Here is a 25,540-nt window from a genome sequence, read left to right as displayed (position 1 = left end):
TTCAGTCTCCTCAATACAGGGTATCCGGCAGCCGGAACTGGCTGAACAGGCCGCCTGTGAACGGGTTATCCTCCGTGTCCGTATGCACCCGGTACACCATTGCGCCGCCGTCTACATTAAAGCGCACGCTGAATGTGCCATCCTGCACACCGGTGAGTTGCCCTGCGCCAAACAGCCTGAACTGCGCCCATGGTCCGCTGAAACCGATGCTGCGCGGTGCGTTGCCGCCGGTGCTAATCAGCGTCAGCTTGCTTTCATTACCCTCACGCATGTTATTCGGCCAGACCAGATGTGCGGTATAGTTGCGGCCCTGGCTGTAGTCCACTAACTGACCGTCCAGGTTGAGTACGCTGCGCCGCTTGTTACCGGAAAGCGATACCGTTTCCACGGCAAACTGGGCGCCCAACCCATTCTGGCGGCTGAAAAACGCCTCGCGGATCTCCTGTGCAGTCTCCAGTTGCCTGCGGACATCCTCGCGAATGATGACGCTGTTGTCCCCGTCACCCAGGCTCAGGTCGTTCTCCATAAACAGCCGCAGGTTCTGCTGATAAAAGGTATCCAGCACGCCGCCCGGTTTAAAGAAGCGTTCAAACGCATCCAGTGACGCATCCTGTGATGAGCGCGGATTAAACGGATAGTCATCGGCGAGTTGTTCATTAAAGGGGTTGACCACGTTGTCGCGCCAGTCCACTTCCATATAGTGAACCGCTTCCACCATCACCACATGCCAGGCCTGATCGGCCAGTTTGCCCACCCAGCGGTTAAGCGGGGCAGGCAATGTTTTTGCCATCTGGCGGGTGGCGAAGATGGGATCGCTGCTGTTTTGATCCAGCCGTAGCTGTACCGCCTTCAGCGCTGATTTGCCCGGTACCGGCGCGTTCTGGATCGCCAGCAGGTAACGATGCAGTTCCGTCAGTTGTTGATAGACTGCCTGCATGGTGTTTTCTTTATCTTTCTGTACCGCCAGCGTGTTGTTCTCCGGGGCAAACTCATGCCCCAGGCGGGTCAGTAACTGATAATCCGGCTCTGCCATGGCTTCCTGAAGCGCTCTGTCATCCAGTTTTTCAGAGAGTACGGCGGGCTGCGTATTGTCGCGCAGTGCCGTCAGCGCCCGCTGGAGCGGCTGATCGCCGCTGATAATTTGCTCCAGAGCGCCGGTCAGTTCAGCAATGGACTCGTCATTGCGTACGTTAAGGTTATCCATCCCGGCACGCCAGGTGGCGGTGTAGTCGCTGAGATACTGTTCGGTGAGCTGACGCTGGATTTCCGCCCGGTCAGCCTCGCTGTATTTCACACTGTGGGTCAGGTTCAGTACCCAGGAATCCATCGCCGTCAGTTCGACCAGCGCATCGCGCTGTTTGACAAAATAACTTTGCAGGCCGTAACGGGTGAGGAACTGCGGAACAATAAGCTTATTATCATCCCCGGAGATAAACACTTGCTCAAACGTGGCACCCACCTGGTCACGCAGGTTCAGATCGGCGGGCAGCACACCGAGCGCACGCGTTTTCAGACTCTGGTAAACACGCTGGTAGACGGGCAGTTTGCTGAGTTCTTTCTGGGCCGCCAGCACCGGGCCGCCATACGGCGTCCAGCGGCTGATGGCGTCGCCGTCTCCTGCCTGACGTTCCGCGTGCCAGTCGGTATGTTGTAGGGCGTAGTCCAGATGAGACATAAGCTGCGTCTGGAGATCTCGCTGGCCATGGAACTTATCGCTCCAGCGTTTTGCCATATACTGTTTCACCACCTCATTGCTGCGCCCGCTTTTATCCTCCAGCATTCTGATGACGCGCAGCACTGCGAGCTTTTCCTCGCTCTCCGGCGGCGCGGCGTTCATCTCTTTGACAAGGCCATTAAACAGGGCGGGCAGGTAACGCTGCTCCAGCAGTTGCAGGTAGGTCTGCTCCACATACGGACCGACGCGCCTACCCTGATACAATCCCATATCGGTCAGGCGGCTGCGATCCCCCCAGTCGCCATAGGCCAGAGTAGCGTCACGCACTGGGTTAAGTAACGGCAGTTGCAGGTTGCCATAATCGTCCATACCCTGTGGCGGTGGAACAGACATAAAGGCTTTCGCCTGCTCGAGTACGGTAATACCGGATCGCCAGTTATTATTATAATAGTGGTGCCAGCCCATAATCAGTAGCAGTGCGGCAATGCCCCCGGTGGCGGAAAACACCGATAACCGTCGGCGGGACTGCATCAACCAGACGCGGCTTTCACCTGCGAGGTTAGGTTCTGCCAGTAAGGTCTGTGGAAACAGGTTTCGGGTAAAATAGGGGGTCGTGTCCACCAGAGGCCAGGCCGTCATCGGGCTGCTGCCCAGGCGGAACTGACGGGCGGCAGATTGCATAAAAATATCGTCTATCTGACCGCGTTGCAGGGAGGAGGTGAAGTACACGCCGCGCAGCATGACGTCCATATTTTCTCCGTCCAGCAGCCCGTTCAGCAGGGATACCAGCGGTTCGCGGCACCCCTGTATCTGGCGAACAAAGCTGAACAGGGAACTGCGGGAGCCGGGGGGTAACATCCGCTCTGGCAAGGCGTTATTGAGCTGTTCGCCCCAGGTCTGCCAGAACGCATTCAGCTCCACGCGCCAGTCGTCATTTTCATGGGCATGACGGGTAAAGGTGACGCCAAGAATGGCATCGCGATCGTTCCTCTCCAGAGTCTGAAACAGCGCGGCGAAACCGTGCAGTAAATCCAGCCGGGTCAGCACTACATACACAGGTAACTGGCAGTGAAGGTGCTGGCGTATATCCTGCAAACGTCCGCGCAGGATTTGCAACAGGTGCTCCCGGCGTCGTTTGTCGGCAGTCAGCAAATCGGGCAAATCCAGCGTCAGTATCAGACCGTTCAGCGGCTGTCTGGCTCGTTTTTGTACCAGCCAGTCCAGCATAGTTGTCCACAGACGACGGTGCAGCACATCCGCCTCCTGCTGCTCCAGGAGGAGGCCGTCTGCATCAAAAATGACCGCCTGTTTTCCCACGTGGGGGATAACATACCGGCGCAGCTCCACTCCCCGCACGGCCTCCGGGGTGTAAATAATGTCGGACGGAAAACCTTCGCGCAGCAGCGATGTTTTGCCACTTCCGGATGGACCAATAACCATATACCACGGCAGCTGCCACAGGTAGCGACGGTTGTCGAGATGGTGTTGCAGACGCAGCAGCCAGTGGTCGAGATAACGTTGCTGGGCAGTCAGCTCTACGGTCAGCGGATCTTTTTCCTCTTCACGCTGTTGTTTTTGCTGTTTTTCCAGCTGTTGCAGGCGCTTCATTACCTTGACGGTAAGCCATACCAGCGCCGTGAGCGCCCAGGCCGCCGTTGCCAGCCAGCGGTTCGTCAGCGGTTTAAGCCACTGCTCCTCGTATAACGACCATGACGGGCCTTTCCACCAGATCCATACCAGCAGCGCAATCCACGCCAGTGCCAGCAGCCAGGCGGCGGAAACCTTAAAACGGGGCATCGCCGGTCGGAGGACGGATCGCAGACTGCTGAACAGTCGAGGGGTTGGTAATCTGAACACGGTAACTCCTTGTTACTTTATTATTTTTCTGCCGTGAATTTTTTTTCCAGTTGCTCCAGCAGGGAAGGCTCCCAGTCAGCCAGCGTCATACGCAGCCCTGCTTTAAACAACATCCGATACTGCTGCTGTGCAAGCTGCACCATTCCGGCGTCTTCCATCAGTTGCGCACCAAGATACTGCCGGAGAAACCGATCGCGCGGATCGCCTTCCGCCAGCTTTTCCAGGTACTGCAGCGCGCCTTCCAGTCCCTGCTCGCTGAAACACTGGCGGACAGCCTCTGTGTCTTCGCCGGTCCGCACAATCGGGGCTGTCTGACGGTCCGGAGACGTCGCCAGCCACTGTTTTGTCTGCTCGCTCATAAACGGCGTGCAGTCATTAAACCGCAGGGTGGCAAGTTGCGGCAGGCGGGTGAGAAAACGGGCCACTTCATCCCGGATGGCTTCTGCCGCGCTAGCATAACCCAGGCGTTGCGCGGTCTGCGCCGAAAGGTAATGGCCTTCGAGCCAGTACGGGGCCAGAAGCAGACTTTTTTCAACCTGCTGCCAGAGCGCCAGATCGGCATTGTTCAGTCGGGTCATATAATCGGCTGTCATATCAGCAGGCACCGCCGCCAGTGGTGTCCGCCCGTCGCTTTCCGCCTGGGGTACGGATGTAATGGTCTGCCATAACGCATAGCGCCGCAGGCGGTAACCCTGCGGCGAATCCGGCTGGCGCTCACAGAGAATGGCGGCGACTTTCAGCAGCGTGTTGCGCCAGGCTTTGTCATCATGGCTTTCAATATCGACGGTTGGGACAGCGGCGATAGCAGACGCCGTCGCCGATGCAGAAGAGGGCGGAGGGGCAGTGAGTGGAGGTGAACCGGCGGAGGGTAGCGCAGACTGCACAGGGGCTGCCCTGTGAAATGCCCGGCGATACTGCGACGAGAGGTCATCCACGGCCTGTGCCAGCACCGGAACATTATGTTCCTGCCAGCGCTGTGCCAGTTTTGCCAGCTCCGCCAGCAGGCTGTCGCGCTGTGTGGTGTCTCCATTTTCTGCGAAACCCCCCACGCCGGCGTCAAAGCGTTTGATAACCTGAGCGGCAATGCGCTGTTTATGTACGACATTTTGTGGTGCGGTCAGCGTCCAGAAATGTTCCACATACAACGCCAGTAAGCGCAGCGCCAGCAGCGGATCACCAGCGTATTGCAGGGTGCGCAACAGGTGCGCCAGCAGGCGAAAATCTTTGCTCTCCGAGGACAGAAGTACCAGCCCCCGGCGCTGAATTTCCGGGATATCCAGCTGACTGTGAGCCAACGAACCGAGCTTAAGCATTTCTCCGTCGATATATTCCCAGTCAGGATTATCATCTTTCAGCGCGGAGGTTAGTTTGTCTTCCGACAGATTTTCCAGCAGGTGCGAAATCCAGATATCCGGGTCACGTAATTCCATAGTGTTACTCTCCCGCCCAGTGGCAGGCGTCGCGTAGCGGCGCGATGGTTTTCGCCAGCCCGTCAATGTTAAATGTCAGTTTCCCGGCAGTATCGTCCGTACCGGTGTTGATGGTCAGAGTCTTTGCACCGAAAAGCTGTTTGATTTCGTCAATGCCGGATAAACCCCGGCTGGCCTCCAGCAGATAACCGTTCTCGCGGATAAACCAGTGTGACTGAAAACGTCCATTGTCGGTGGTCAGCGTCACTGCGATGTCGTCAGGTGTCATGGCATGGGTCAGCGCCACCTGCATTCGGGTGATGTTATCCACACAACTGAACATCAGTACGGGGCGCGGCGGTACGTTGCCGATAGCGGGAGTGGTGATAATCACCGTTGGCCGTTCTCCACCGCTCTGCGTCATCATCAGTGTGGTGGAGTTGTCCGAACGCTGTTTTTCCTGAGTGAAGGCCCGCTTCCAGCCTTCACCTTCATAACTGGCCTTTACCAGCGCACCATCAAAGCCGGGTTGCTCCGGGGCCAGAATATGGTCATAGCAGTCAAGACGCTCTAGCGCAGCAGGTTCCCGGCGACAGGCCATCATGGCACTGAACGTTGTCTGTGCGCTGGTTTCCGGTACGGCAACCCCCTGTAGTGGCACCATAGTCCCTGGCAATACGGCAACCGCCTGTTTTGCAGGTGTTTCCGCCAGTACTGCGCCGGAAAATAATCCCGGTAGCAGCATCATGATCAGGGGCGTCTGCATTCTGCTCATAGAACGGTTTCGTCCTCTGTTTCCGGTTCAGGCTGCATGTTATCTGACAGGCTGTCATCAGGTGCATCTTCTACCTCAGCGGTAAACGCACCGTCCGTTACGCCCAGCACGATGCGGGCAATTGCCGTATTCGCCGCCATTTTCTGCAACAGCAACAGGAACAGTGGCGGCAGCATCTCGCCATCGATAACCGATTCCAGCATCCGCGCGCCGTTTTCAGCGCGGGTGACGCGCTGCATGATTTCGTCAGTCACTTCCGGCTCAATCATTACCTCCGCGCTGAAGCGGGTACACAGCACGTTGTCCAGCCGCGCCAGCTTTCCGGCAATAATGACGGAAAGGGTTTCACGCGACAGCGGCAGATACGGCACCACTTCCATGCGTGCCAGCAGCGCAGGTTTGAAGAAATCCGCCAACACCGGATACAGCGCGTCGTGCATGGTTTCCGGGTTATCTGCATGTTCGACAATCACCTTATAGCCAAGGTTGGAGGTGAGGAAAAAGACGATGTTTTTACAGTCAATCAGACGGCCTTCGCCGTCGGCCATCTCGCCTTTATCAAAGGCCTGGTAAAACAGGTTAAGCACGTCAGGGTGGGCTTTTTCCACCTCATCCAGCAGCACCACGGAATACGGTTTCTGACGGATGGCTTCGGTCAGCACGCCGCCTTCACCATAGCCGACATAGCCCGGCGGGGAGCCAATCAGGCGCGAGACGGTGTGTTTCTCCTGGAACTCCGACATATTGATAGTGGTGAGGTACTGGCGACCGCCGTAGAGCAGTTCCGCCAGTTGCAGCACGGTTTCGGTTTTGCCCACACCGCTGGGACCGGCCAGCAGGAACGCGCCGAGCGGTCGCCCCGGACGGCGCAGATCGGCGCGTGCGGTAAGCAGGTGTTTGTGCAGGTGTTTGACCGCCAGATCCTGGCCTTTGATGATGTCGCCCAGCCACTGCGGCAGATCGGTGATGACTGACATTTCGTTTTGCGACAGACGGTTAAGCGGCACGCCTGTCCACTCGGCAATGACGGCGGCGATTTGCTTTTTATCGACGTGCGGGGAAACCAGTAGCTGCGTATGGTGCAGAGTCTCCAGTTCAGAGGTTAACTGCGCCAGGCGCATTGCCGGGGGGATTTCAGGTTCCGGCTCTCCGGTTACCGGCTCATCCACAGCCACAGCGTTATCTTCTTCGCTGGTCGCTTCCGATTCGTCCAGCAGCCTCTTACGCAGCGCGATAATCTCCTGTACCACCTGCTGCTGCTGATGCCATGCCGCGTCCAGTTCATCCAGTTTGGTCAGCGTTTCGTCATACTGCACAAGCACTTCAATCAACCGTGGGGTGTCTGACCGCAGACCGATGCGGATTTCGCGCTCAAGCTGGCGTATCTCCGCTTCACACTGGCGGCTCAGGGTAGTCAGCGCGGAAATCTGCTTCGGCGGGGAGGAAAGGTTAATCGCTACCCGCGCACAGGCGGTATCCAGTACATCGATGGCTTTATCCGGCAACTGACGACCAGAGAGGTAACGCTCACTCAACGTCGCCGCTGCCTGTAACGCTTCATCGTCAATCAGCACGCCGTGGGATTGCTCATACACCGCCGACAGGCCACGCAGAATAATGGTGGCTTCGGCAGCATTGGGTTCGCGTACTTTTACCAGTTGGAAACGACGCGACAGGGCGGCGTCTTTCTCGAAGTATTTTTTATATTCGCTCCAGGTGGTGGCAGCGATGGTTTTCAGCTCGCCGCGCGCCAGCGCGGGTTTTAGCAGGTTAGAGATATCCAGCCCACCCTGCTGGTTGCCTGCACCAATCAGCGTGTGGGCCTCGTCGATAAACACAATAACGGGTTTCGGTGACTGAATGACCTCCGCCATCAGCCCCTTAAATCGCTTCTCAAACTCGCCTTTCACCGATGCGCCTGCCTGTAGTGCGCCAAGATCCAGGGTCATAATATCGGTATCGCGGAGCTTGTCCGGTACCTGACCGGCGACAATGCGCAGCGCAAGTCCTTCGATCAGCGCGCTTTTGCCGACACCTGCCTCACCGACCACCACCGGGTTGTTTTTACGGCGGCGGCAGAGAATGTCTATCATCAGGTCGATTTCATTATCGCGACACAATACCGGATCGAGTTTGCCGTTGCGGGCATCATCGGTCATGTTTCTGGCGTAGCGGGCAAGCAGGCTGTCGGCGGTATCGGCTGTGGCGCTGGCGATCTGTCCGTCGGCATTCAGCACCATGGATTCAGCGGACGCTTTCGTCCATCCGGCAAAATCCTGCTGTAGCTGGTCGCGGTTAATGGCGGTCAGTAGCCGGGCAGCGGAAGGCAGCACATAGCGCAGCGGTGAGTGGAGCAGGGCGAGCAGCAGGACACCACCACGCAGCTCTGTCTGCTGCATTTCAGCAGACGCCAGCAGCCAGGCCTCTTTCAGCCATTCAACCAGCATGGGGGGAAACGACGGATAGTTATCCACTGAACGGGTTGTGGCGTAATTTTCCACTGTTAGCGCCTGGCGTAAATCATCGGGGCTGATTCCGGCACGTTCAGTAATTACCCGTAAATCGCTGCGCAGGATAGCCAGCATCTGTATCAGTACGTGGCTGACAGTGATTTCTGCCGCCTGCTGGCTCATACACTCCGAGGCGGCGGCTTCCAGAGCCTGTTTCGCAAAGGGGTTAAGCCGTTTTACCAGTGTGGCCAAATCAATCTGGATCATATGTGTCCTTACCTGGCGAGCAGCCGGTTTAACTGGTGAAGAATGTCCTGCGTCTGGCCATCCAGACGCAGCAGATAGAACAGATAAAACAGCGCCAGCACAACGATGCCGCCGGACAGAACATGCCGGATGGTCAGTCGCTTAATGAGCTGGTAGCGTCCGCCCTGGGTTTTTTTATCCAGGTGGAGTAGCGGAAAGGGCGCATCACCGCGCAGTTTATGCAGGACGTGATACAGGCGGCGGTATATCTGCTCAAACTCCCCCTGATCCTGAGGCGCAACTTTATAACGCCCGCGAAAGCCCAGCGAAAAACAGATATACAAAAACTCCAGCAGGTCCTGGTATCGTTTTGGCTCGCGCATCAGGCGCTCCAGCAGAATAAAGACCTTCTCACCGCCCCAGGCTTCATTGTGGAAATGCACGAGTAACGATTGTTTGATCCATTCGTTCTTGTTGGACCAGCCATTACCCAGTGCCGCTTCATCAATAAAGGTACATAGGATGTAACGAAACGAGATAATCACGCCAGGCTCATAGCCCTGCTCCTGGAGCAACTGTTCCACCGCCTGCACATCGGTCACTACTTGAGTGAACAGGTGTTCAGGCATGGCATGGCTGTTCATCCCCGCAACACGCATCACCATCCCCAGCAGCGGCGTGGCGGCGTCGATCATCGGGTTCAGGCTGTTACCGCGCAGCGTAAGCTGGTACTGGCGGGGGCCTTCGCTTTCGTATCCGGGTAAAGGGGGCAAGGACAGTGACAGCTCATCCATCGCCTTATCCTCTTATAGCCCACAGTTGCATATTCAGGTCCGGAAACGAACCGGATACATGCAGGGCGACGGCACCTGTGGACGCCACATCCGCCCAGGCTGCACCGCTCTTGTCCAGTTCGAAATAGCTGAAACCGGCATGGTACGGAAGCTGGCGGGGGGCCACCATCAGCGTATGCAGCGGGATACCCGGGATTTGCACGCTGACCATGTTGCGAATTTTTTCCGGTGAGGAAATTTTTGACTGCTGGATAAACTGGCGCTGGAGTTGCAAGGTCTCCATTTTCGCCGCCACCGCCAGTACGAAGGTGGCCGATTGCAACAGAGCTGAGTCATGTACATCAGCCTGCCAGATGCCATCGCGCAGATGCAGCGGCAGGTTAACCGCCCTGGGCGACAGGACGGTATGCAGTGCTCGCTTCACTTCCGGCAACAGTGTTTTAAATGTGTCCGTCAGATTGCGGTGATCATAGACATCCAGTGGACAGGGTAGTCGGGACGGTTCGGTAAATGTCATGAGTTCGCCAAGCAGCCCGGCAAGATCGAGATAAAACTCTTCCGGATGAAGCTGTGGTCTGCGGGCGCGGTGGGTGAACCGGGTCTGGTTACGGTTGAGCAGTTGCAGCATCATAAATTCCGCCACATCGGCAATACCACTTTGCGCTGGAGAACCAATGCGGTTAGCCAGGTCATTGGCCCGGCCACCGACCGCTTCCTGTACTTCGCGGAGAAATTCACGCAGACGTGCGCTGACATGGATGTTCTGACAGGAGGGGATAAAATGGTCATCCAACATCAGAGATCCGTCTGCCCGCCTGTCTTTGATGCGACACAACGGCAGCGTGACATACGCACTCATATCGTCTGCCCCGCTCATAATACGGGGGGTTAACTGACCCAGCGTCAGTGCCCGCGCATCACCATTCTCTGAATGCAGATCCCGGACATCGGCATCATTCAGCCGGTAACGTCCGATCTGTTGCCCGTAACTGACCTCGCCTCTCACATCGCTGGCGACGGGTAAGGCCAGATAAACATTACGGCTTTCTTCATCGGGGAAACTGTCCGGATGCAGCGGATCGGGTAGCGCATCCTGCTCCGGAAGGGAGAACACCGTGCCATCCGGCAGCGTGCCCGACGCGCTGTCGAGCATGATTTTACCCTGTGCCAGCAACTCGCTGTTGATGGACAACTCCGTAAATCCCCAGGATAAATCATGAACGGCCCGGAAACGCAGATTATTCACATATTCGTTATAACGTTGTTGCTGCTGGAGATGGTGCGGACGCATCAGTGTCCCTTCTCGCCACATCACCTTGTTTCGCGTGGTTGCCATCGTTAATCATCCTCTTTTTTCATTTCAATACTGCTCTGCCGGATATGCACCAACAGGCGGTAGTTGTGACCTGTCCCTTCCACTGGTTCGATTTGCTTCCATTCTGTCGTCTGGTCGTCGGAGAAGTAGGCAATCACGCCGATAAACTGCGTCTTCTCATCCATCTTCACCGGTGGCAGGGTTTTTAGTGTGTCGGGCAGCAGGCTGAAATCCTGGTGATCGATATAGTTCTTCCCCAGCGCATCCGGTAACGGTGTACCAGCGAGCTGGTCATAATCCGCAGCCCGTAATTTCGAATCATCACTCAGGTAAACCAGTTGTACGTCCACCACCGCCGCTTCACCGTCCGCATTGATGTTGGCATCCGGCTCGGTCAGTAACGTAATCGTCACCTGTGAAGACTGGTCAGCCAGTTTGCCGACCTGAATATCCGGGTTTTGGATGACCTGGCCGATTTTTTTCGCCGTCTCACAGCCGCTTACGGTGAGGGTGAGCAATATCACCATCATCCAGGTGCGGCAAAAACACCGGGTCATGCTTCCGGCTCCCGCTGTTTTTCACGAAGTACGCGGTCATAGACCTGGGCATACACTTCGTTAAACAGCATCTCAAAACCCTGTTGGCGGCTGGAGGCCAGTTCGTCGTAATAATCGCAGTACATCTGCCAGGCTCCTGCATCATCCAGCGGCTTGCGCAGTTCATGGCTGCGACGGTACTGCACAAAACGGCGCATCAGGCTCTGTGGTGAGAAGGCGCCCAGCAGTACGCGCAGCGATTCCACAATTGCAGCGCGGTTGGCTTCTTCGTGATGGCGGATATTGCGCAGGCTCTCGCCGACGGCGGAAGGTGCGGCGAGATGAACCGGGCTTTTGCCTTCGGCAAAGAGCACATCCAGCGCGGTGGCGTAGTCCATATTCAGGCGCAGTGGATTATCTTCCAGTGGACGCAAATGCTTGTCTGACAGGCTGTTGCGGCGCTGCTGTAATTCAAGCAGCCCTTTAATCGCCGCCTGTAATGTCCTTCCTGCCTCTTCCAGAAAATCATCGGCATCCTCCGTATTATGTACAGCAAGTGTTCCACCCAGCCCGCGCAGCAATGGCGTGATGGCGAGATGGCGCCGCGCCGCGTCTGCCGGTGAAGTCGCGTCATCATCGCCGTCCTGCGGATTGGCATACATGGACGGCAGATCCATAAACGGCGTGTTGATCCCGCCATGCGTGACCGGATCGGACAACGGGGCGGAGGGCCGGGCTGGCGTGATCGCCGTAAGAGGATCGTCCCTCGTGGTCAGACTTTCGGTCCGAAGTGCCTGCAACGGATCGGTGGAAAAGCCATTAACAACGGTATCTGCAAGCTGGTGGCGGGATGGTATCCCCGGATATTCTGGTGTGCCGTTAGTGGACAGCAACGTGTCTGACAGAATGTCGTGGTTAGAAACGATGGTTTCAGGAGTGGCCATCTCTTCGTCGTAATTCCGCATCCCGCCCCGGTTCAGATAAACCCGGAGTATCAGATGCCCTGTCTGGATCTCATCGCCCTGACGTAACTGCACCAAATCCGAGGCTACCGCGACTTTGGCCTGGTTCAGCCATAGTGGTGCGGCCAGCGGATGCAGGCAGAATGCGCCATCAAGCAGACTGATGGTGAACGCTTTCGCCGGAATATCTTGATGCCTGTCCTGAACCGACCAGTGGCACTCACTGCTGTGGCCCACATCCCCGCCCTGTGTGAACAGACACCGTGCCGCACGCCCGCTTTCCAGTTCACTGCCGTTAACGACATGCAGTGAAAGCGTCTGTTGCCGCGCTTTTCCTTCCGCCATATCATGCTCCATAATGGTTATTTTTACTCCCTGACCTGGATGGTGACTGAGGGATGTTCTCCCGGCTCGCCGAGAAATGACGTCCAGCCCAGAAGTGCGCTCTTGTTATCGCCCAGCCGCATGGTGCTCACCTGTTCCGGTGCCAATCCCAGGTGCAAATCCCAGGCAAGCTGATCGCGCAGGACGAACGAGACAAACATCGCCAGCGGCAAAAAGTTTTCTCCTGACGGCAGGAACGAGAGAAACAACCTACGACTCAGGTTGTTAATGCTTAACTGAAATTTACCGCTGAGATCGGGAACACTCGTCCCGAGAACAAAATTGCCCAGCACCGATCGACAGGCCAGTTTTTCGCCATTTTTAATCGTGTAACATCCGAGACTGTTCTGCTGATCCGGCTCAATTTCCACCATCCGCCGTTGCCAGTTTTGCAGCGTCACGTCAGATAAATTTAAATCGAAACAATGAGCGACCAGCGAGCAGACGATCTCCGGCGAGCGTCCCGGATTCGCCAGTATTCCGGCATAGGCCAGCATTTTGCTGTGATTAATTGCCAGCCGGTCGCGTAGCTGCCGGTGGCCCAGCCCAACCAGGGAATACATCCGCTGTGAGAACGCGTCCACGCCGCCGTTACGGAAACTGATGTGGTAGCGGTACTTACGCCAGATATGCCAGACAAACTGTGTCAGGCGATGGCTGAACATATCCAGAAAGTCGCTAACCGGACTTTGCTCGTGCACGGATTTCCAGGCCAGGTGATCAAGGTAATAACCAGGTAGGGGAGACTGGCTGCCCTGTAGCCCCATAAAGGTGGTGGTCATCCGGAACTGCCCGGAGGTCTCCTGCTCCAGCGCGCTGACATCACTTACCGGAAACCCCAGGCTGGCATCAGCCCGGAAACGAATGGTCTCCTGTGCCGGAGGAGTGTCCAGCGACAACGCAGGCGTTTCGCTGCCCTCTGATGCCAACTGGTGCAGCAGTTCGGAGAGGGCAAAAAAATTACAGGCACAGGCGTCCTGAAGAAAACTCTCCCGTAACGTGTTTTGTTCATCCTGTACCGGAGCATCGTCCGGACTCAGATGAGCGGGTGTTGCCCGGTTCTTTCCGCCCATTTCCATGACTCCTGGCTTTCCGTGTTAACAACGGTGAGCATGTGGAATGAATTGACGCTGGCATACAGCGACAGAAAGTGCGACAAAATGGCGCCCAGCAGGTACATCTCTCCTTCACAGACAAACGGCCCCGGATGGATATACAGGGTGGATGCCAGACCGCGTACCGGTATCCCGGTAAACAGACGATCAACAGGTCTGGTTTCCAGCCGCTCAATGGCATCCAGCTTCTGCTGTGACAGGCGAGCCATCTGCGGATGATGAATGGCGTGGCGATCAAAATTGGCTATAACCTGTTTGAGCGCATCAGCATCCAGCAGTGACAGATAATTCAGGTTCATGGCGGACAGCAGGGACCAGTGCAGGCTACCGTCTATAACCGGCCAGAGTGGTGGCGTGGGTCGGGTAATATTGCGAAATGACGCCACTGCCGCGTTTTTACCTGTTGTACCTGTGATGTCGCCAGGTAGGATCTGTACGGGCAACTCACGGTTGGTACAGGTCAGGGATACCGAAACCACTTCATTATTTAGCCGTGAGGAATCTGGGTGGCTGCCATCGGCATGAATAAAAGCCAGGGCATGATCAAAGCCACGGTGAAACAGCGAGGTTTTTGTTCGGTGCTGCCAGTAGACCACTTCCCGTTTACGGCTGTACTCCATCTGGTGGCTGAAGCTTTCAAAGGCAGGCCACTGACGTACAGAAGGTGTGGTGACGGGTTGTCCAAACTCTTTTTTTCTGAATATATCCTGCGTCTGGCTCATTACGCTGTTAACCGAAAAAATGTCGTAATGATCCGGATAGTGGCGGCTGGGTATCAGCGGATAATCTGCCCGCTGGTGATCCAGTGTCATCGCTTCGGCATGATGGAAAAAAAGATTAATGGCGGGCGCACAGTATAAACGTAGGGAGCCGTGGTGTAGCTGGATATCCACTGGTAAGGGACGCGAAAAACGCAGCCGCAGGGTGAAACGGTTTTCCTTTAACCTGTCAGGTAGCGCCGGAACGCCACAGGCATCGAAAAAGAGAAAACTGTCGGAGTAGCAGAAAAACTCCTGGAGAATACGGTAGCCGCTGTGGACATTACCGGGCCAGGGGAGCATGGCATCCTCTGACTCAAATCCCACCGCTTTCAGCATAAATTCAGGCATCGAGATCGACTGCTCGCCCGTAATCAACTCTGCACCCTGTAAATATTCACAAAACCACAGATAAAGCTGATAGCGGGTATAGTTATCATCGTTGCCCAGCCAGAAGCGCAGCCTGTTCAAATCCAGAGTGGTGAAATTTGTACCCGGTGCGACGGCAAATGTAATATCAATGATGCCATGGCGGGGCGTACTGCGATCCTCAACTTGATCCAGTTGAACGGGTAACAGCCAGATATCCCGGCAGAGAGTGAACGTACAGGGGGGGGCGACATCGTGTTCGTTGCCAGAATACGCAGACAATACCTGGTTTCCCTGAGTCCCCTTCGCACCGATGGTGAACTGTTCGTTACGGGGGATGCATACTGGCACGGAGGTTTTGTCCATATCCGGACTGTATTCAATCAGCGTCATCGACGGCACCGGGCGCAGATAATTGGGCCACAGCATTTTGATCAGGCCGTGTGTCAGCTCAGGAAACTCATCCTCAATTTTCTGGCGCAGATTGCCGGTCAGAAAGGCCACGCCTTCCAGCAGACGCTCAATATCCGGGTCGGTCCCTTTTTCAGCCAGAAACCGGGCCAGATGAGGTTTTTCGGTTGCCAGTTGCTTGCTTAACTGCCGAAGGTAATTCAGCTCCTGCCTGTAATAGCGCTCTTCGAATTCCATTTTTCTACTCCACCCGATAATGCTGACTGCCGTCCGGAGCCATATCAAACTCAAGCACATCGTTGATGCCGTTAAATGTCACCCAGGCGGTGATATGGAAGGTTATTTCCTGTGGGCTGGCCGCCTGGGGAAGTCCCCCCCGGACCTCAGCGTGTGAGATCCGGGGTTCATAACTCTCAATGCACTGCACGATGGCCCGGCTCATGGCGCTGCGGTAATTATCAGCCCCTTCCGGCTCTTGAATGCCCAGCCCCGGGGTGCCCCGACAACTGCCGGAGCGGGTGTTCAGGATATTTCGCAGGCTGTCGCGAATGGACTGTCTGAATGCTTCTATATTACTGCCCCCCCGCCAGTTTCTGGCAGGAGGGTTTTCCAGACGTTCAAACAGAGATCCGGCAGGCTTCTCGCGCTCCGGTATCACTTGTCTAACCGTCCGACTAAAGACAGTTCAAACGACGCACCCATATATTTAAAATGGGGTCTTGCGGAAATAGCCACCTGATACCAGCCAAGTTCGCCGTCCACGTCCAGAACCTCAACTTTAGCGCCACGCAGGGGCTTACGGCTGCGGACGTCGGCGGGTGGATTCTCCTGGTCAGCAACATACTGGCGGACCCAAATATTAAGTTCCCGCTCAAGGTCACTTCTCTCTTTCCACGACCCAAGCTGCTCGCGTTGCAAAACTTTAATGTAGTGTGCGAGGCGGTTGATAATGAACAGGTACGGTAGTTGCGTACCCAGTTTGTAGTTGGTTTCGGCATCTTTGCCCGGAAAATGCTTGGGCTTCTGAACCGAATTGGCGGAGAAAAAGGCGGCGTTATCGCTGCCCTTGCGCATGGTCAGGGTGATGAATCCCTCTTCAGCCAGTTCAAATTCACGGCGGTCGGTGATCAGCACCTCTGTTGGGATCTTGGCCTGAATCTGGCCCATTGATTCATACAGATGTACCGGCAGATCTTTTACCGCTCCGCCGCTCTGCGGCCCAATAATATTCGGTGCCCATCGATATTTCGCGAACGAGTCGGCCACATTACTGGCCAACATCCAGGCGGTATTGCCCCACAGATAATGCTCGTGGCTGTGGCTGACATCTTCGGAGTAATTGAAACTCCTGATGGGGTTTTCGGCGGCGGAATAGGGCTGGCGGAGCAGAAAACGCGGTGCGGTTAGCCCCAGGTAGCGAGAGTCTTCGGAATCACGCAGGGTGCGCCATTTTGTGTAGGCCGGGCTTTCAAAGATGGAATAAAGATCTTTGATATTGGGCAACTCAGTCCATGAATTTAGTCCCATAAATTCCGGCGATACGGAAGACAGGAACGGCGCATGAGCCATAGCACCGACGGCACTGACATAGTTCAGCAGTTTCATGTCCGGCGTGGTATTTTTGAATTCATATGCGCCTAATACCGCCGCAATGGGTTCACCACCAAACTGGCCAAATCCGCTGGAATAAACATGCTTATAGAAGCCTGACTGGGTAATTTCTGGCGCGAACTCGAAATCGTCCAGCAATTCTTCCTTGGTGACATGCAGGATATTAACCTTAATATTCTCGCGAAAATCAACGCGGTCCACCAGGGCTTTCATTGAACGCCAGAACGACTCCAGTTGCTGAAACTGAGGGGCGTGAATAATAGCATCCATCTGGCGGCTGATACGGGCGTCGATGTCCGCAATCATACTGTCCACGGCCAGTTTGTTTACGGGGTCTACTGGCGAACTGGATTGCAGGAGACTGGCAACAAAAGCCGTTACGCCCTGGCGGGCAATATCATAACCGTCAGCGCCAGGCTGGATACGGGTTTGCGCCATGATTTCATCAAGCAGCGACGGGGCATGGCTCCCCTGTTCAGTGCGGGCGGAAACAAGTTCCTCTTCCTGTAAAGACATACTGAAAATCCTTGTGTTGATCTGTATTTCTGGAGCCAGGTTTCACTGTCAGTGGAACACCTTCCGCCAGTGTGGCCTCATCTACTGGTACCCGTTGATATGGATGGTTTCATCCATCAGACATCCGATCCTCTGGTCTAGCACCGCGATTAATACAGCCAGTGTTTCTGTGTTGATTTCGCCTGTCTGACTGATACATAGCCCGGATCACCGCCTGCGTTATTGTGTCATCGGTTCTGGTGATGTCTTTTTGCAAGCCCATTCCAGGACAATCTCCCTGGAAAACAGTGGTTACTGGTTTTCTGCCTGACTTATTTCCCGCAGTAACTGTTCGCGGGATTCTTCATTTTCCAGCAATGCCTGAAGCTGGGCGCGAAATGCAGGCAAATTACCCAGCGGGCCTTTTAATGCTGTCAGCGCTTCGCGTAGCTCCAGTAATTTGTTCACCTCCGGCACCTGTTTTGCCACACTGTCCGGAGAAAAATCGTTCAGGGATTTAATATCCAGAGAGACATTCATCTCATCGCCATCTTTTGCGTCGTCCTTCAATGCTGCCGGAACTGCAAAATTCAGGCTAATCGCCGCTTCTGCCATCACTGAATTGAATGAGTGTTTGTCGATTGAAACCATCTGGCGTTCATCAAGTGGCGCTGTTTCCTGTGAGTTACCGGTATTACCCACTATTAACATATTGAGGGGTAACTCCACCTCAGAAGGCTCTCCGTCAGTTTTTGGAATATAAGAAATATTAATTCGTTCTTTAGGTGCCACGCTACCGTTGTAATCTTTACTCATAGAAATAATCCATCAGGTTACGTTATATGTTCTGCATATCCGTACAGGCCATGGAACAATGGAATGCCGTGAGATATAAAAATTCATGGCAATCATTTTACGCGAGGAATTTTTTTTGAGAAGCACTTTTTTCGAATGGTAGACAGAGGTATTATTCCGTACTGTTTATTTTTACTGGTTTGGCTATCATCATTAAAAATAACTAAATAGAGATTTTAATTATTCTTAATGATTGTATAACTCACTGATTTATAAGATTTTTACATTTAATTGTGTTGGTGGTGAATGATATTGGTATGAACTTATAATTCATGATTATAATTTATAAGATGAGTGGGTGGTAAATGGGTGTTATAAAGGTTTCTAGTGATAAAAAAGTGATTATTTAATACTTGTTTATAGGTGAAGTATCGTTGTGGGTTTATAGAAGTGAATGTTGATATATCACTTGTGAATATATCAGCATGTAATTAAGTCATCATGTGGAGACTTTTTAGCTTCTGGCTGTACGGTTCAGAGTGCCATATGAAGAGAGCTTAAACTACAGAGTTTTTTATGTAACTCGCCTGTTTTTATCTGTCGGATATCTTTCGGCAGATATATGTAAGTGTCGTAAACCATTAACAAGGAGTTTATAAATGCCAACACCGTGTTATATCTCGATTACGGGGCAAACCCAGGGGAATATTACCGCTGGCGCGTTCACCGCAGATTCTGTCGGCAATATCTACGTGCAGGGCCACGAAGATGAGATGCTGGTTCAGGAGTTCCTGCATAACGTGACTGTACCAACCGATCCGCAGTCCGGGCAGCCGAGTGGCCAGCGTTCTCACAAGCCGTTCATTTTTACCGTGGCGCTGAATAAAGCCGTGCCGCTGCTGTACAACGCGCTGGCTTCCGGTGAAATGCTGCCAAAAACTGAACTGCACTGGTGGCGTACCTCTGTCGAAGGCAAACAGGAGCATTACTTCACCACCCGCCTGACGGATTCGACGATTGTGGATATGAAGCTTCATATGCCGCACTGCCAGGATCCGGCAAAGCGTGAGTTCACCCAGTTGCTCGAAGTTTCACTGGCTTACCGCAAGGTTGAGTGGGAGCACGTCAAGTCAGGAACTTCCGGTGCTGACGACTGGCGTGCGCCGCTGGAAGCGTAAGTATCAACAGCATCCCGCTTTTGCGGGATGCTGTTTTTGTTGGGGAACGTAAATAAAAAGCAGTGTCAGTAAGGGGCTACGTTTTTTACGGGAGATGGCGGATGCCGGAAACTTCGGCGGTAGCGTGCCTGAATACAAGCGTAACGCTGTACTGTCATTTGCCGCTGTCCGGCACCGGTGGCTTCATTTCCCTGTTAATTCAGGAGGTTATTCATGTCAACAGGATTACGTTTCACGCTGGAGGTGGACGGCCTGCCGCCCGATGCGCTGGTCGTGGAGTCCTTTCACCTGCGCCAGTCCTTTTCCGGGTTGTTTTCCCTCGATATCTCGCTGGTCAGCCAGCAGCTTCTCAGCGTTGACTTCTCTCAGGTGCTGGAAAAACCGGCGCACCTGAAAATCTGGCAGGACGATGAGATACGGCGACGGGTGAACGGTATTGTGACCTGGTTCGAGCAGGGGGAAAACGACGGACACCAGATGCTGTACAGCATGAGAGTCCGCCCGCCGCTGTGGCGCGCCGCACTGCGGCAGAACTCCCGTATTTTCCAGAATGAGGACATTAAAAGCATCCTGGGGACGATATTGCAGGAAAACGATGTGACGGACTGGAGTCCGCTGTTCAGCGAGGCGCATCCGGCGCGGGAATTCTGCGTGCAGTACGGTGAAACGGACTATGACTTTCTGACGCGGATGGCGGCGGAGGAAGGGCTGTTCTTCTACGAAGAGCACTCGCCTGACAGCGATGACCAGAGCCTGGTGATAGGCGACACGGTGCGCTTTCTGCCGGAGGCGTTTGACATCCCGTGGAACCCGAATACCCGAACCGAAGTGAGCACGCCGTGCATCAGCCAGTTCCGCCATAGCGCGCAAATCCGCCCTTCGTCCGTCGTTGCCAAAGACTACACCTTTAAACGCCCCGGCTGGGCAGGGCGTTTTGAGGAGCAGGGACAGAACCAGGATTACCAGCGCACGCAGTATGAGGTGTTTGACTATCCGGGGCGCTTCAAGGACGGGCACGGGCAGAAGTTCGCCCGCTGGCAGGTGGAGGGATGGCGCAATAATGCCGAAGAGGCGCAGGGAAAAAGCCGCTCGCCGGAAATCTGGCCGGGACGGCGTCTTCGGCTGACGGGACACCCGCACGCGGGCCTGAACCGGGAATGGCAGGTGGTGAGCAGCGATTTGCAGGGGAAGCAGCCGCAGGCGGCGGCGGGGCGTTCCGGTTCAGGGACCACCCTTGAGAATGATTTTACGGTGATCCCGGCGGACAGGACGTGGCGTCCGGCTCCGCAGGCAAAGCCGTCAGTGGACGGCCCGCAGTCGGCGGTGGTGACGGGTCCGGAGGGGGAGGAAATCTTCTGCGACGAGCATGGTCGGGTGCGGGTGAAGTTTAACTGGGACCGGTATAACCCAGCGAACCAGGACAGCTCGTGCTGGATACGGGTGGTGCAGGCGTGGGCGGGGCCGGGGTTCGGTAACCTGGCAATCCCGCGGGTGGGGCAGGAGGTGATAGTGGACTTCCTGAACGGGGACCCGGACCAGCCGATCATCATGGGGCGGACGTATCACGCGGATAACCCGCCACCGGGCGGGCTGCCTGGGACGAAGACGCAGATGACCATCCGCTCAAAGACCTATATGGGCAGCGGGTATAACGAACTGATGTTTGAGGATAAAACCGGCCAGGAACTGCTGTCGATGCACGCGCAGAAGGACATGAATACCGAAGTCCTGCACAACCGTACCACTGATGTGACGAATAACCATGCTGAAACCATTGGCAATAATCAGATGATCTCTGTCACCAATAATCAGATCCAGAATGTTGGTGTCAACCAGGTGGAGACGGTGGGCAGCAACCAGGTTATCAAGGTGGGATTAAATCAGGTGGAAAAAGTGGGGATTGCCCGCGCCCTGAATGTGGGGCTGGCATATCAGACTATGGTGGGCGGCATGATGAATACCTCGGTGGCGATGATGCAGTCCTCACAAGTGGGGCTGGATAAATCGCTGATGGTAGGGATGGGATACAGCGTTAATGTGGGGAACAACGTCACCTTCTCAGTGGGGAAAACAAGACTGGACAGTACCGGGGAGACAGCCATCTATTCTGCTGGTGAGCATCTGGAGCTTCGTTGTGGTCAGGCCAGGCTGGTAATGAAGAAAGACGGAAAAATTTTTCTCAATGGGACAAAAATTGATCTGGAAGGTGTGGAAAGCGTCAATGGTGATGCACTGATGATCAACTGGAACTGTGGTGCAACAGAAACCGTGCCGGATGCGCCGAAATAACCTGTCTGATAACAACGCCAGTAAAAAGTAATAAAAGGGTGTTAAGGAGCATAACATGAACGGAAAACCAGCGGCGCGTCTGGGTGACATGACTCAGATGGGAGGCCAGATAGTCCAGGGGTCGGCGGGAGTATTGATAGGCGCGCCGACGGGAGTGGCGTGTTCAGTGTGTCCGGGCGGCATCACCTACGGTCCGCCGGTAAACCCTTTGCTGGGAGCGAAGGTACTGCCCGGCGAAACAGATTTTGCCCTGCCCGGCCCGCTGCCATTTGTGTTTTCCCGTTCTTACAGCAGTTACCGGACGCGGACGCCCGCCCCAGTGGGCATCTTCGGCCCTGGCTGGAAAGCCCCCTTTGATATGCGTCTGCAACTCCTTGAGCGGGAACTGATACTGAACGATAACGGTGGCCGGAGCATTCACTTTGAGCCGCTGTCGCCGGGCGAGTCTGTCTTCAGTCGCAGCGAGTCGTTCTGGCTGGCGCGGTGCGGGGTGCCGGCGCTGGATAAAAGCAACCCGCTGCATGGTCTCTGGCAGCAGCTTCCGGAAGATATCAGGCAGAGTCCGAATACGTACCTGGCGACAAACAGTCTGCAGGGACCGTGGTGGATACTGGGATGGGCGGAGCGGGTGCCTGGTGCAGATGAGGTGCTGCCTGCGCGGTTGCCGCTGTACCGGGTGCTGACGGGGCTGACGGACCGCTACGGGCGGAGGCTGGTGTATCAGCGCGCCGCAGAGGGTGAACTGGCTGGGAATATTACCGGGGTGACGGACGGAGCGGGGCGGCGCTTTCAACTGGTGCTGAGCACACAGGCGCAGCGGGCGGAGGCGGCCCGTCAGTCAGACCCTGCTTTAGTATCGGCATACCCGGAGACGCTGCCCGCCACGAAATACGGAACGGACAAGGGTATCCGACTCTCGCAGATATGGCTGACGCACGAGCCGGACACGGAGAGAGAGCAGGAGCCGGTGATGCTGTCGTGCTACGGGTACACGCCGCGGGGTGAGCTGCTGGCGGTGTACGATCGTGGTGGGATACAGGTCCGCAGCTTCGTGTATGACGCGGAGCATCCGGGGCGGATGACGGGCCACGGTTTTGCGGGCAGGCCATCGATGCGCTACCGCTATGATGAGACAGGGCACGTCATGGAACAGCTAAATCCGGGAGGGCTAAGCTACCGCTATGCGTATGAGAAAAACAGCGTCACCATCACCGACAGCCTGGGAAGACGCGAGGTACTGCATACAGAGGGTGAAGGTGGCCTGAAGCGGGTGGTGATGAAGGAATATGCCGATGGCAGCGTGACGCGCAGCGAGTTCGACCCGATGGGAAGGCTGAAGGCGCGGACTGACGCGGCGGGGCGAAGGACGAAGTACAGCCTGCACATGGCGTCGGGGCTGGTAACGGCGGTGACGGGGCCGGATGGGAGGACGGTACGCTATGGTTACAACAGCCAGCGGCAGCTGACGTCCACCACATACCCGGACGGGCTGAGGAACACGCGGGAGTACGATGATAAAGGCAGGCTGACGGCGGAGACGTCGCGTACCGGTGAGACGACGCAGTACCGCTATGATAATCCACAGGATGAATTCCCCTCTGCGGTGCAGGACGCGACGGGCAGCAACAGGACGATGCGCTGGAATGGCTACGGGCAGTTGCTGGCGTTTACCGACTGTTCGGGGTATGAAACGCGGTATGAGTATGACCGCTCTGGCCGGATGACAGCCGTCCACCGTGAGGAAGGGCAGAGCCTGTACCGGACTTACGATAACCGCGGCAGGCTGGTGAGCCAGAAAGATAATCAGGACCGCGAAACCCGCTATGACTATAACGAGGCGAGTGACATCACCACCGTCACTGGCCCGGACGGAAGTCGGACTGAAATGCAGTATGACAGCCGGGGAAAAGTACTGATTACCACGCAGGGCGGGCTGACGCGGCGGATGGAATACGATGCCGCAGGCCGGGTGACACGGCTGGCGAATGAGAACGGGAGCCACAGCGACTTTACCTGGGATGAACTGGACCGCCTCATACAGCAGACGGGCTTTGACGGGAGAACGCAGCGGTATGGCTATGACGAGACCGGACAGATGGTGTGCAGCGAGGATGAAGACCTGGTCACACACTGGCACTACGATGACGCAGACCGGCTGACGCACCGTACCGTTAATGGCCAGGAGGCTGAGCGCTGGCAGTATAATGAACAGGGCTGGCTGACAGCGCTGAGTCATATCAGCGAAGGTCAGCGGGTAGCGGTACATTACGGTTATGACGACAAGGGCCGCCGTATCAGCGAACGGCAGACGGTGAGTGACCCGCAGACGAATGCGCTGTTATGGCAGCATGAGACGTTACAGGGATACAGTGAGCAGGGACTGGCGAACCGGTTTCAGCCGGATGGTCTGCCGCCGGTGGAGTGGCTGACCTACGGCAGCGGTTACCTGGCGGGAATGAAGCTGGGGGATATGCCGCTGGTAGAGTACAGGCGGGACAGACTGCACCGGGAGGTGCAGCGGCGGTTCGGCACAGGCACGGACGCTTACGAACAGAGCACCACATACTCCGCGAGCGGTCAGCTCCGGCAACAGTACCTGACGCAGCCGCAGCTTAACCGTGAATACGGTTACGATGAGGGCGGCAGGCTGGTGCGCATCAGCGGGCCGCAGCAGATGCGGGAATATCGCTACAGCGATAGCGGGCGATTAACTGGCGTGCACACCACCACCGCTAATCTGGACATTACCCTGCCATATGCCACCGACCCGGCAGGAAACCGGCTGCCGGACCCGGAGTTTTATCCTGACAGCAGCAGAAAGGCATGGGGGAATAACCGCATCACGGAGGACGCACAGTATCGGTACCGCTATGACCGTTACGGAAGACTGACGGAGAAGACGGACCGTATCCCGGAAGGGGTTATCCGGATGAACGACGAGCGGACGCACCGGTATGAATACGACAGCCAGCACCGGCTGGTGCACTACATACGCACGCAGAGCGGTGAGACACAGATGGAGGGACGGTATATCTACGATCCGCTGGGTCGCCGTGTGGGTAAACAAATATGGAAGCGCGAACCCGTTCACTGGAGCGACACGCGGACGGCGCTGTCGGGCACGGCGTATGAGACGTGGTACGGCTGGGAGGGCGACAGGCTGACGACGGTGCAGACACCGCAGAGCCGTATCCAGACGGTGTACGCGCCGGGGAGCTTCACGCCGCTGGTACGCGTTGAAACAGAGGCGGCTGAACAGGCGAAGGCGCAGCACCGGAGCCTGGCGGAGAAGCTGGCGCAGGAGGGCAGCGAGGATGGCCGTAAAGTACCGTTCCCGGCGGCGCTGACGGCGATGCTGGACCGGCTGGAAGGAGAGCTGAGACGTAACGCGGTAAGTGAGGAGAGCCGGCAGTGGCTGGCGGGATGCGGGCTGACGGTGGCGCAGATGGCGGGACAGCTGGAGCCGTACGATGAGCCGGAGCGGAAAATCCATCTTTATCACTGCGACCATCGTGGTCTGCCGCTGGCGCTGGTGAGCCCGGATAACACACTGGCCTGGCGTGCGGAGTATGACGAATGGGGAAACCAGCTGAGTGAGGAGAACCCGGCGCACCTGGAGCAACAGATACGCCTGCCGGGGCAACAGTATGATGAGGAGTCAGGGCTGCATTATAACCGCCACCGGTACTACGACCCGGGGCTGGGGAGGTATATCACCCAGGATCCGATAGGGTTGAAAGGAGGGTGGAATCTGTATCAATATCCGCTTAATCCAGTTACAAGGGTAGACCCATTAGGGTTACAGGGAATTGGATCCTTTGGTGATGGGTTTAGTCACTATTGCCAGCAGGCTGACTCAGCAGTGACTTATCTACCATCAGAAGAAGCGACTGGAGTGATACATAATATGGAAAATATGCATAACGTATATAATCCACTATCTGAATATACTCTTGGTATATCAGTAGGTTCAACAATATTTGCTATGGCTGGAACGAGTTTCGGAGCAGCGACTGCAGCAGAGAAAGGTTCTGCATGTGTTAAAGATGTCGCTGAATCTATGATAAAGGATGGCGAAAGAGACCCAATGAATCTGGTGTTGACCTGTAGCAAAGG

At 55.8% G+C, this 25,540-nt stretch carries 16 protein-coding genes; 3 read left to right on the top strand and 13 right to left on the bottom strand.

Annotation, left to right across the window (positions count from 1 at the left end):
- Nucleotides 1–10: 10 nt before the first annotated feature.
- The 13 genes from tssM to tssB all read right to left on the bottom strand — a co-directional run bounded on the left by tssM (nt 11) and on the right by tssB (nt 17,978).
- Nucleotides 11–3,472, bottom strand: a complete 3,462-nt coding sequence (tssM, locus tag GYRE_RS21635; RefSeq protein WP_174706377.1) for a type VI secretion system membrane subunit TssM — start codon at nt 3,470–3,472, stop codon at nt 11–13.
- Between the two features lie 80 nt (nt 3,473–3,552).
- Nucleotides 3,553–4,962 carry a type VI secretion system protein TssA gene (tssA, locus tag GYRE_RS21630; RefSeq protein ID WP_038258372.1) on the bottom strand — a complete coding sequence of 470 codons (1,410 nt, stop codon included), beginning with the start codon at nt 4,960–4,962 and terminating at the stop codon, nt 3,553–3,555.
- A gap of 4 nt (nt 4,963–4,966) precedes the next feature.
- Nucleotides 4,967–5,716 carry a type VI secretion system-associated protein VasI gene (gene vasI, locus GYRE_RS21625; RefSeq protein WP_038258369.1) on the bottom strand — a complete coding sequence of 250 codons (750 nt, stop codon included), beginning with the start codon at nt 5,714–5,716 and terminating at the stop codon, nt 4,967–4,969.
- A complete protein-coding gene (gene tssH, locus GYRE_RS21620; RefSeq protein WP_038258366.1) occupies nt 5,713–8,433 on the bottom strand; it encodes a type VI secretion system ATPase TssH in 2,721 nt (906 codons plus the stop codon). Before tssH ends, vasI begins: the two co-directional genes overlap by 4 nt.
- A gap of 8 nt (nt 8,434–8,441) precedes the next feature.
- On the bottom strand, nt 8,442–9,206 hold the full coding sequence (gene icmH / locus GYRE_RS21615) for a type IVB secretion system protein IcmH/DotU (RefSeq protein ID WP_038258363.1): 765 nt from the start codon (nt 9,204–9,206) through the stop codon (nt 8,442–8,444).
- A 4-nt stretch (nt 9,207–9,210) separates the two neighbouring features.
- Complete coding sequence (gene tssK / locus GYRE_RS21610) at nt 9,211–10,542, bottom strand: type VI secretion system baseplate subunit TssK (RefSeq protein WP_038258360.1); 1,332 nt, start codon at nt 10,540–10,542, stop codon at nt 9,211–9,213.
- A 2-nt stretch (nt 10,543–10,544) separates the two neighbouring features.
- Nucleotides 10,545–11,051: a type VI secretion system lipoprotein TssJ gene (gene tssJ / locus GYRE_RS21605; protein ID WP_373896513.1), complete on the bottom strand. Its 507-nt coding sequence runs from the start codon at nt 11,049–11,051 to the stop codon at nt 10,545–10,547.
- Nucleotides 11,052–11,074: 23 nt separating this feature from the next.
- Nucleotides 11,075–12,364 (bottom strand): type VI secretion system-associated FHA domain protein TagH, encoded by a 1,290-nt coding sequence (gene tagH, locus GYRE_RS21600; protein ID WP_038258354.1) that lies wholly within the window; start codon nt 12,362–12,364, stop codon nt 11,075–11,077.
- Between the two features lie 23 nt (nt 12,365–12,387).
- Nucleotides 12,388–13,476, bottom strand: coding sequence for a type VI secretion system baseplate subunit TssG (tssG, locus tag GYRE_RS21595; RefSeq protein ID WP_038258351.1), 1,089 nt, complete (start codon nt 13,474–13,476; stop codon nt 12,388–12,390).
- A complete protein-coding gene (gene tssF / locus GYRE_RS21590) occupies nt 13,440–15,293 on the bottom strand; it encodes a type VI secretion system baseplate subunit TssF (RefSeq protein ID WP_038258348.1) in 1,854 nt (617 codons plus the stop codon). The genes tssG and tssF overlap by 37 nt, the downstream gene beginning before the upstream one ends.
- A gap of 4 nt (nt 15,294–15,297) precedes the next feature.
- Nucleotides 15,298–15,714: a type VI secretion system baseplate subunit TssE gene (gene tssE, locus GYRE_RS21585; protein ID WP_038258345.1), complete on the bottom strand. Its 417-nt coding sequence runs from the start codon at nt 15,712–15,714 to the stop codon at nt 15,298–15,300.
- The gene (tssC, locus tag GYRE_RS21580; RefSeq protein ID WP_038258342.1) at nt 15,711–17,183 is read right to left on the bottom strand and encodes a type VI secretion system contractile sheath large subunit; all 1,473 of its coding nucleotides are present in this window, start codon (nt 17,181–17,183) and stop codon (nt 15,711–15,713) included. The genes tssE and tssC overlap by 4 nt, the downstream gene beginning before the upstream one ends.
- 291 nt (nt 17,184–17,474) lie before the next feature.
- The gene (tssB, locus tag GYRE_RS21575) at nt 17,475–17,978 is read right to left on the bottom strand and encodes a type VI secretion system contractile sheath small subunit (RefSeq protein WP_038258339.1); all 504 of its coding nucleotides are present in this window, start codon (nt 17,976–17,978) and stop codon (nt 17,475–17,477) included.
- A 638-nt stretch (nt 17,979–18,616) separates the two neighbouring features.
- Here tssB and GYRE_RS21570 point away from each other — a divergent pair.
- From GYRE_RS21570 to GYRE_RS21560, 3 genes are all read left to right on the top strand, one after another.
- Complete coding sequence (locus GYRE_RS21570; RefSeq protein WP_038258336.1) at nt 18,617–19,135, top strand: Hcp family type VI secretion system effector; 519 nt, start codon at nt 18,617–18,619, stop codon at nt 19,133–19,135.
- A 213-nt stretch (nt 19,136–19,348) separates the two neighbouring features.
- Nucleotides 19,349–21,424, top strand: coding sequence for a type VI secretion system Vgr family protein (locus GYRE_RS21565; protein ID WP_038258333.1), 2,076 nt, complete (start codon nt 19,349–19,351; stop codon nt 21,422–21,424).
- A gap of 55 nt (nt 21,425–21,479) precedes the next feature.
- On the top strand, nt 21,480–25,540 hold a 4,061-nt coding region (locus tag GYRE_RS21560; RefSeq protein ID WP_051861014.1), incomplete at its 3' end, for an RHS element core protein.

It is taken from the genome of Yokenella regensburgei ATCC 49455, assembly GCF_000735455.1.
Lineage (GTDB): Bacteria > Pseudomonadota > Gammaproteobacteria > Enterobacterales > Enterobacteriaceae > Yokenella > Yokenella regensburgei.
The sequence above is the reverse complement of the archived record's forward strand: the minus strand, read 5'-3'. Positions and strand labels throughout refer to the sequence as shown.

Excerpts from the sequence above, each read along its gene's own strand:
- tssM (WP_174706377.1), bottom strand. The coding sequence starts at position 3,472 with ATGCCCCGTTTTAAGGTTTCCGCCGCCTGGCTGCTGGCACTGGCGTGG.
- tssA (WP_038258372.1), bottom strand. The coding sequence starts at position 4,962 with ATGGAATTACGTGACCCGGATATCTGGATTTCGCACCTGCTGGAAAAT.
- vasI (WP_038258369.1), bottom strand. The coding sequence starts at position 5,716 with ATGAGCAGAATGCAGACGCCCCTGATCATGATGCTGCTACCGGGATTA.
- tssH (WP_038258366.1), bottom strand. The coding sequence starts at position 8,433 with ATGATCCAGATTGATTTGGCCACACTGGTAAAACGGCTTAACCCCTTT.
- icmH (WP_038258363.1), bottom strand. The coding sequence starts at position 9,206 with ATGGATGAGCTGTCACTGTCCTTGCCCCCTTTACCCGGATACGAAAGC.
- tssK (WP_038258360.1), bottom strand. The coding sequence starts at position 10,542 with ATGGCAACCACGCGAAACAAGGTGATGTGGCGAGAAGGGACACTGATG.
- tssJ (WP_373896513.1), bottom strand. The coding sequence starts at position 11,051 with ATGATGGTGATATTGCTCACCCTCACCGTAAGCGGCTGTGAGACGGCG.
- tagH (WP_038258354.1), bottom strand. The coding sequence starts at position 12,364 with ATGGCGGAAGGAAAAGCGCGGCAACAGACGCTTTCACTGCATGTCGTT.
- tssG (WP_038258351.1), bottom strand. The coding sequence starts at position 13,476 with ATGGGCGGAAAGAACCGGGCAACACCCGCTCATCTGAGTCCGGACGAT.
- tssF (WP_038258348.1), bottom strand. The coding sequence starts at position 15,293 with ATGGAATTCGAAGAGCGCTATTACAGGCAGGAGCTGAATTACCTTCGG.
- tssC (WP_038258342.1), bottom strand. The coding sequence starts at position 17,183 with ATGTCTTTACAGGAAGAGGAACTTGTTTCCGCCCGCACTGAACAGGGG.
- tssB (WP_038258339.1), bottom strand. The coding sequence starts at position 17,978 with ATGAGTAAAGATTACAACGGTAGCGTGGCACCTAAAGAACGAATTAAT.
- GYRE_RS21570 (WP_038258336.1), top strand. The coding sequence starts at position 18,617 with ATGCCAACACCGTGTTATATCTCGATTACGGGGCAAACCCAGGGGAAT.
- GYRE_RS21565 (WP_038258333.1), top strand. The coding sequence starts at position 19,349 with ATGTCAACAGGATTACGTTTCACGCTGGAGGTGGACGGCCTGCCGCCC.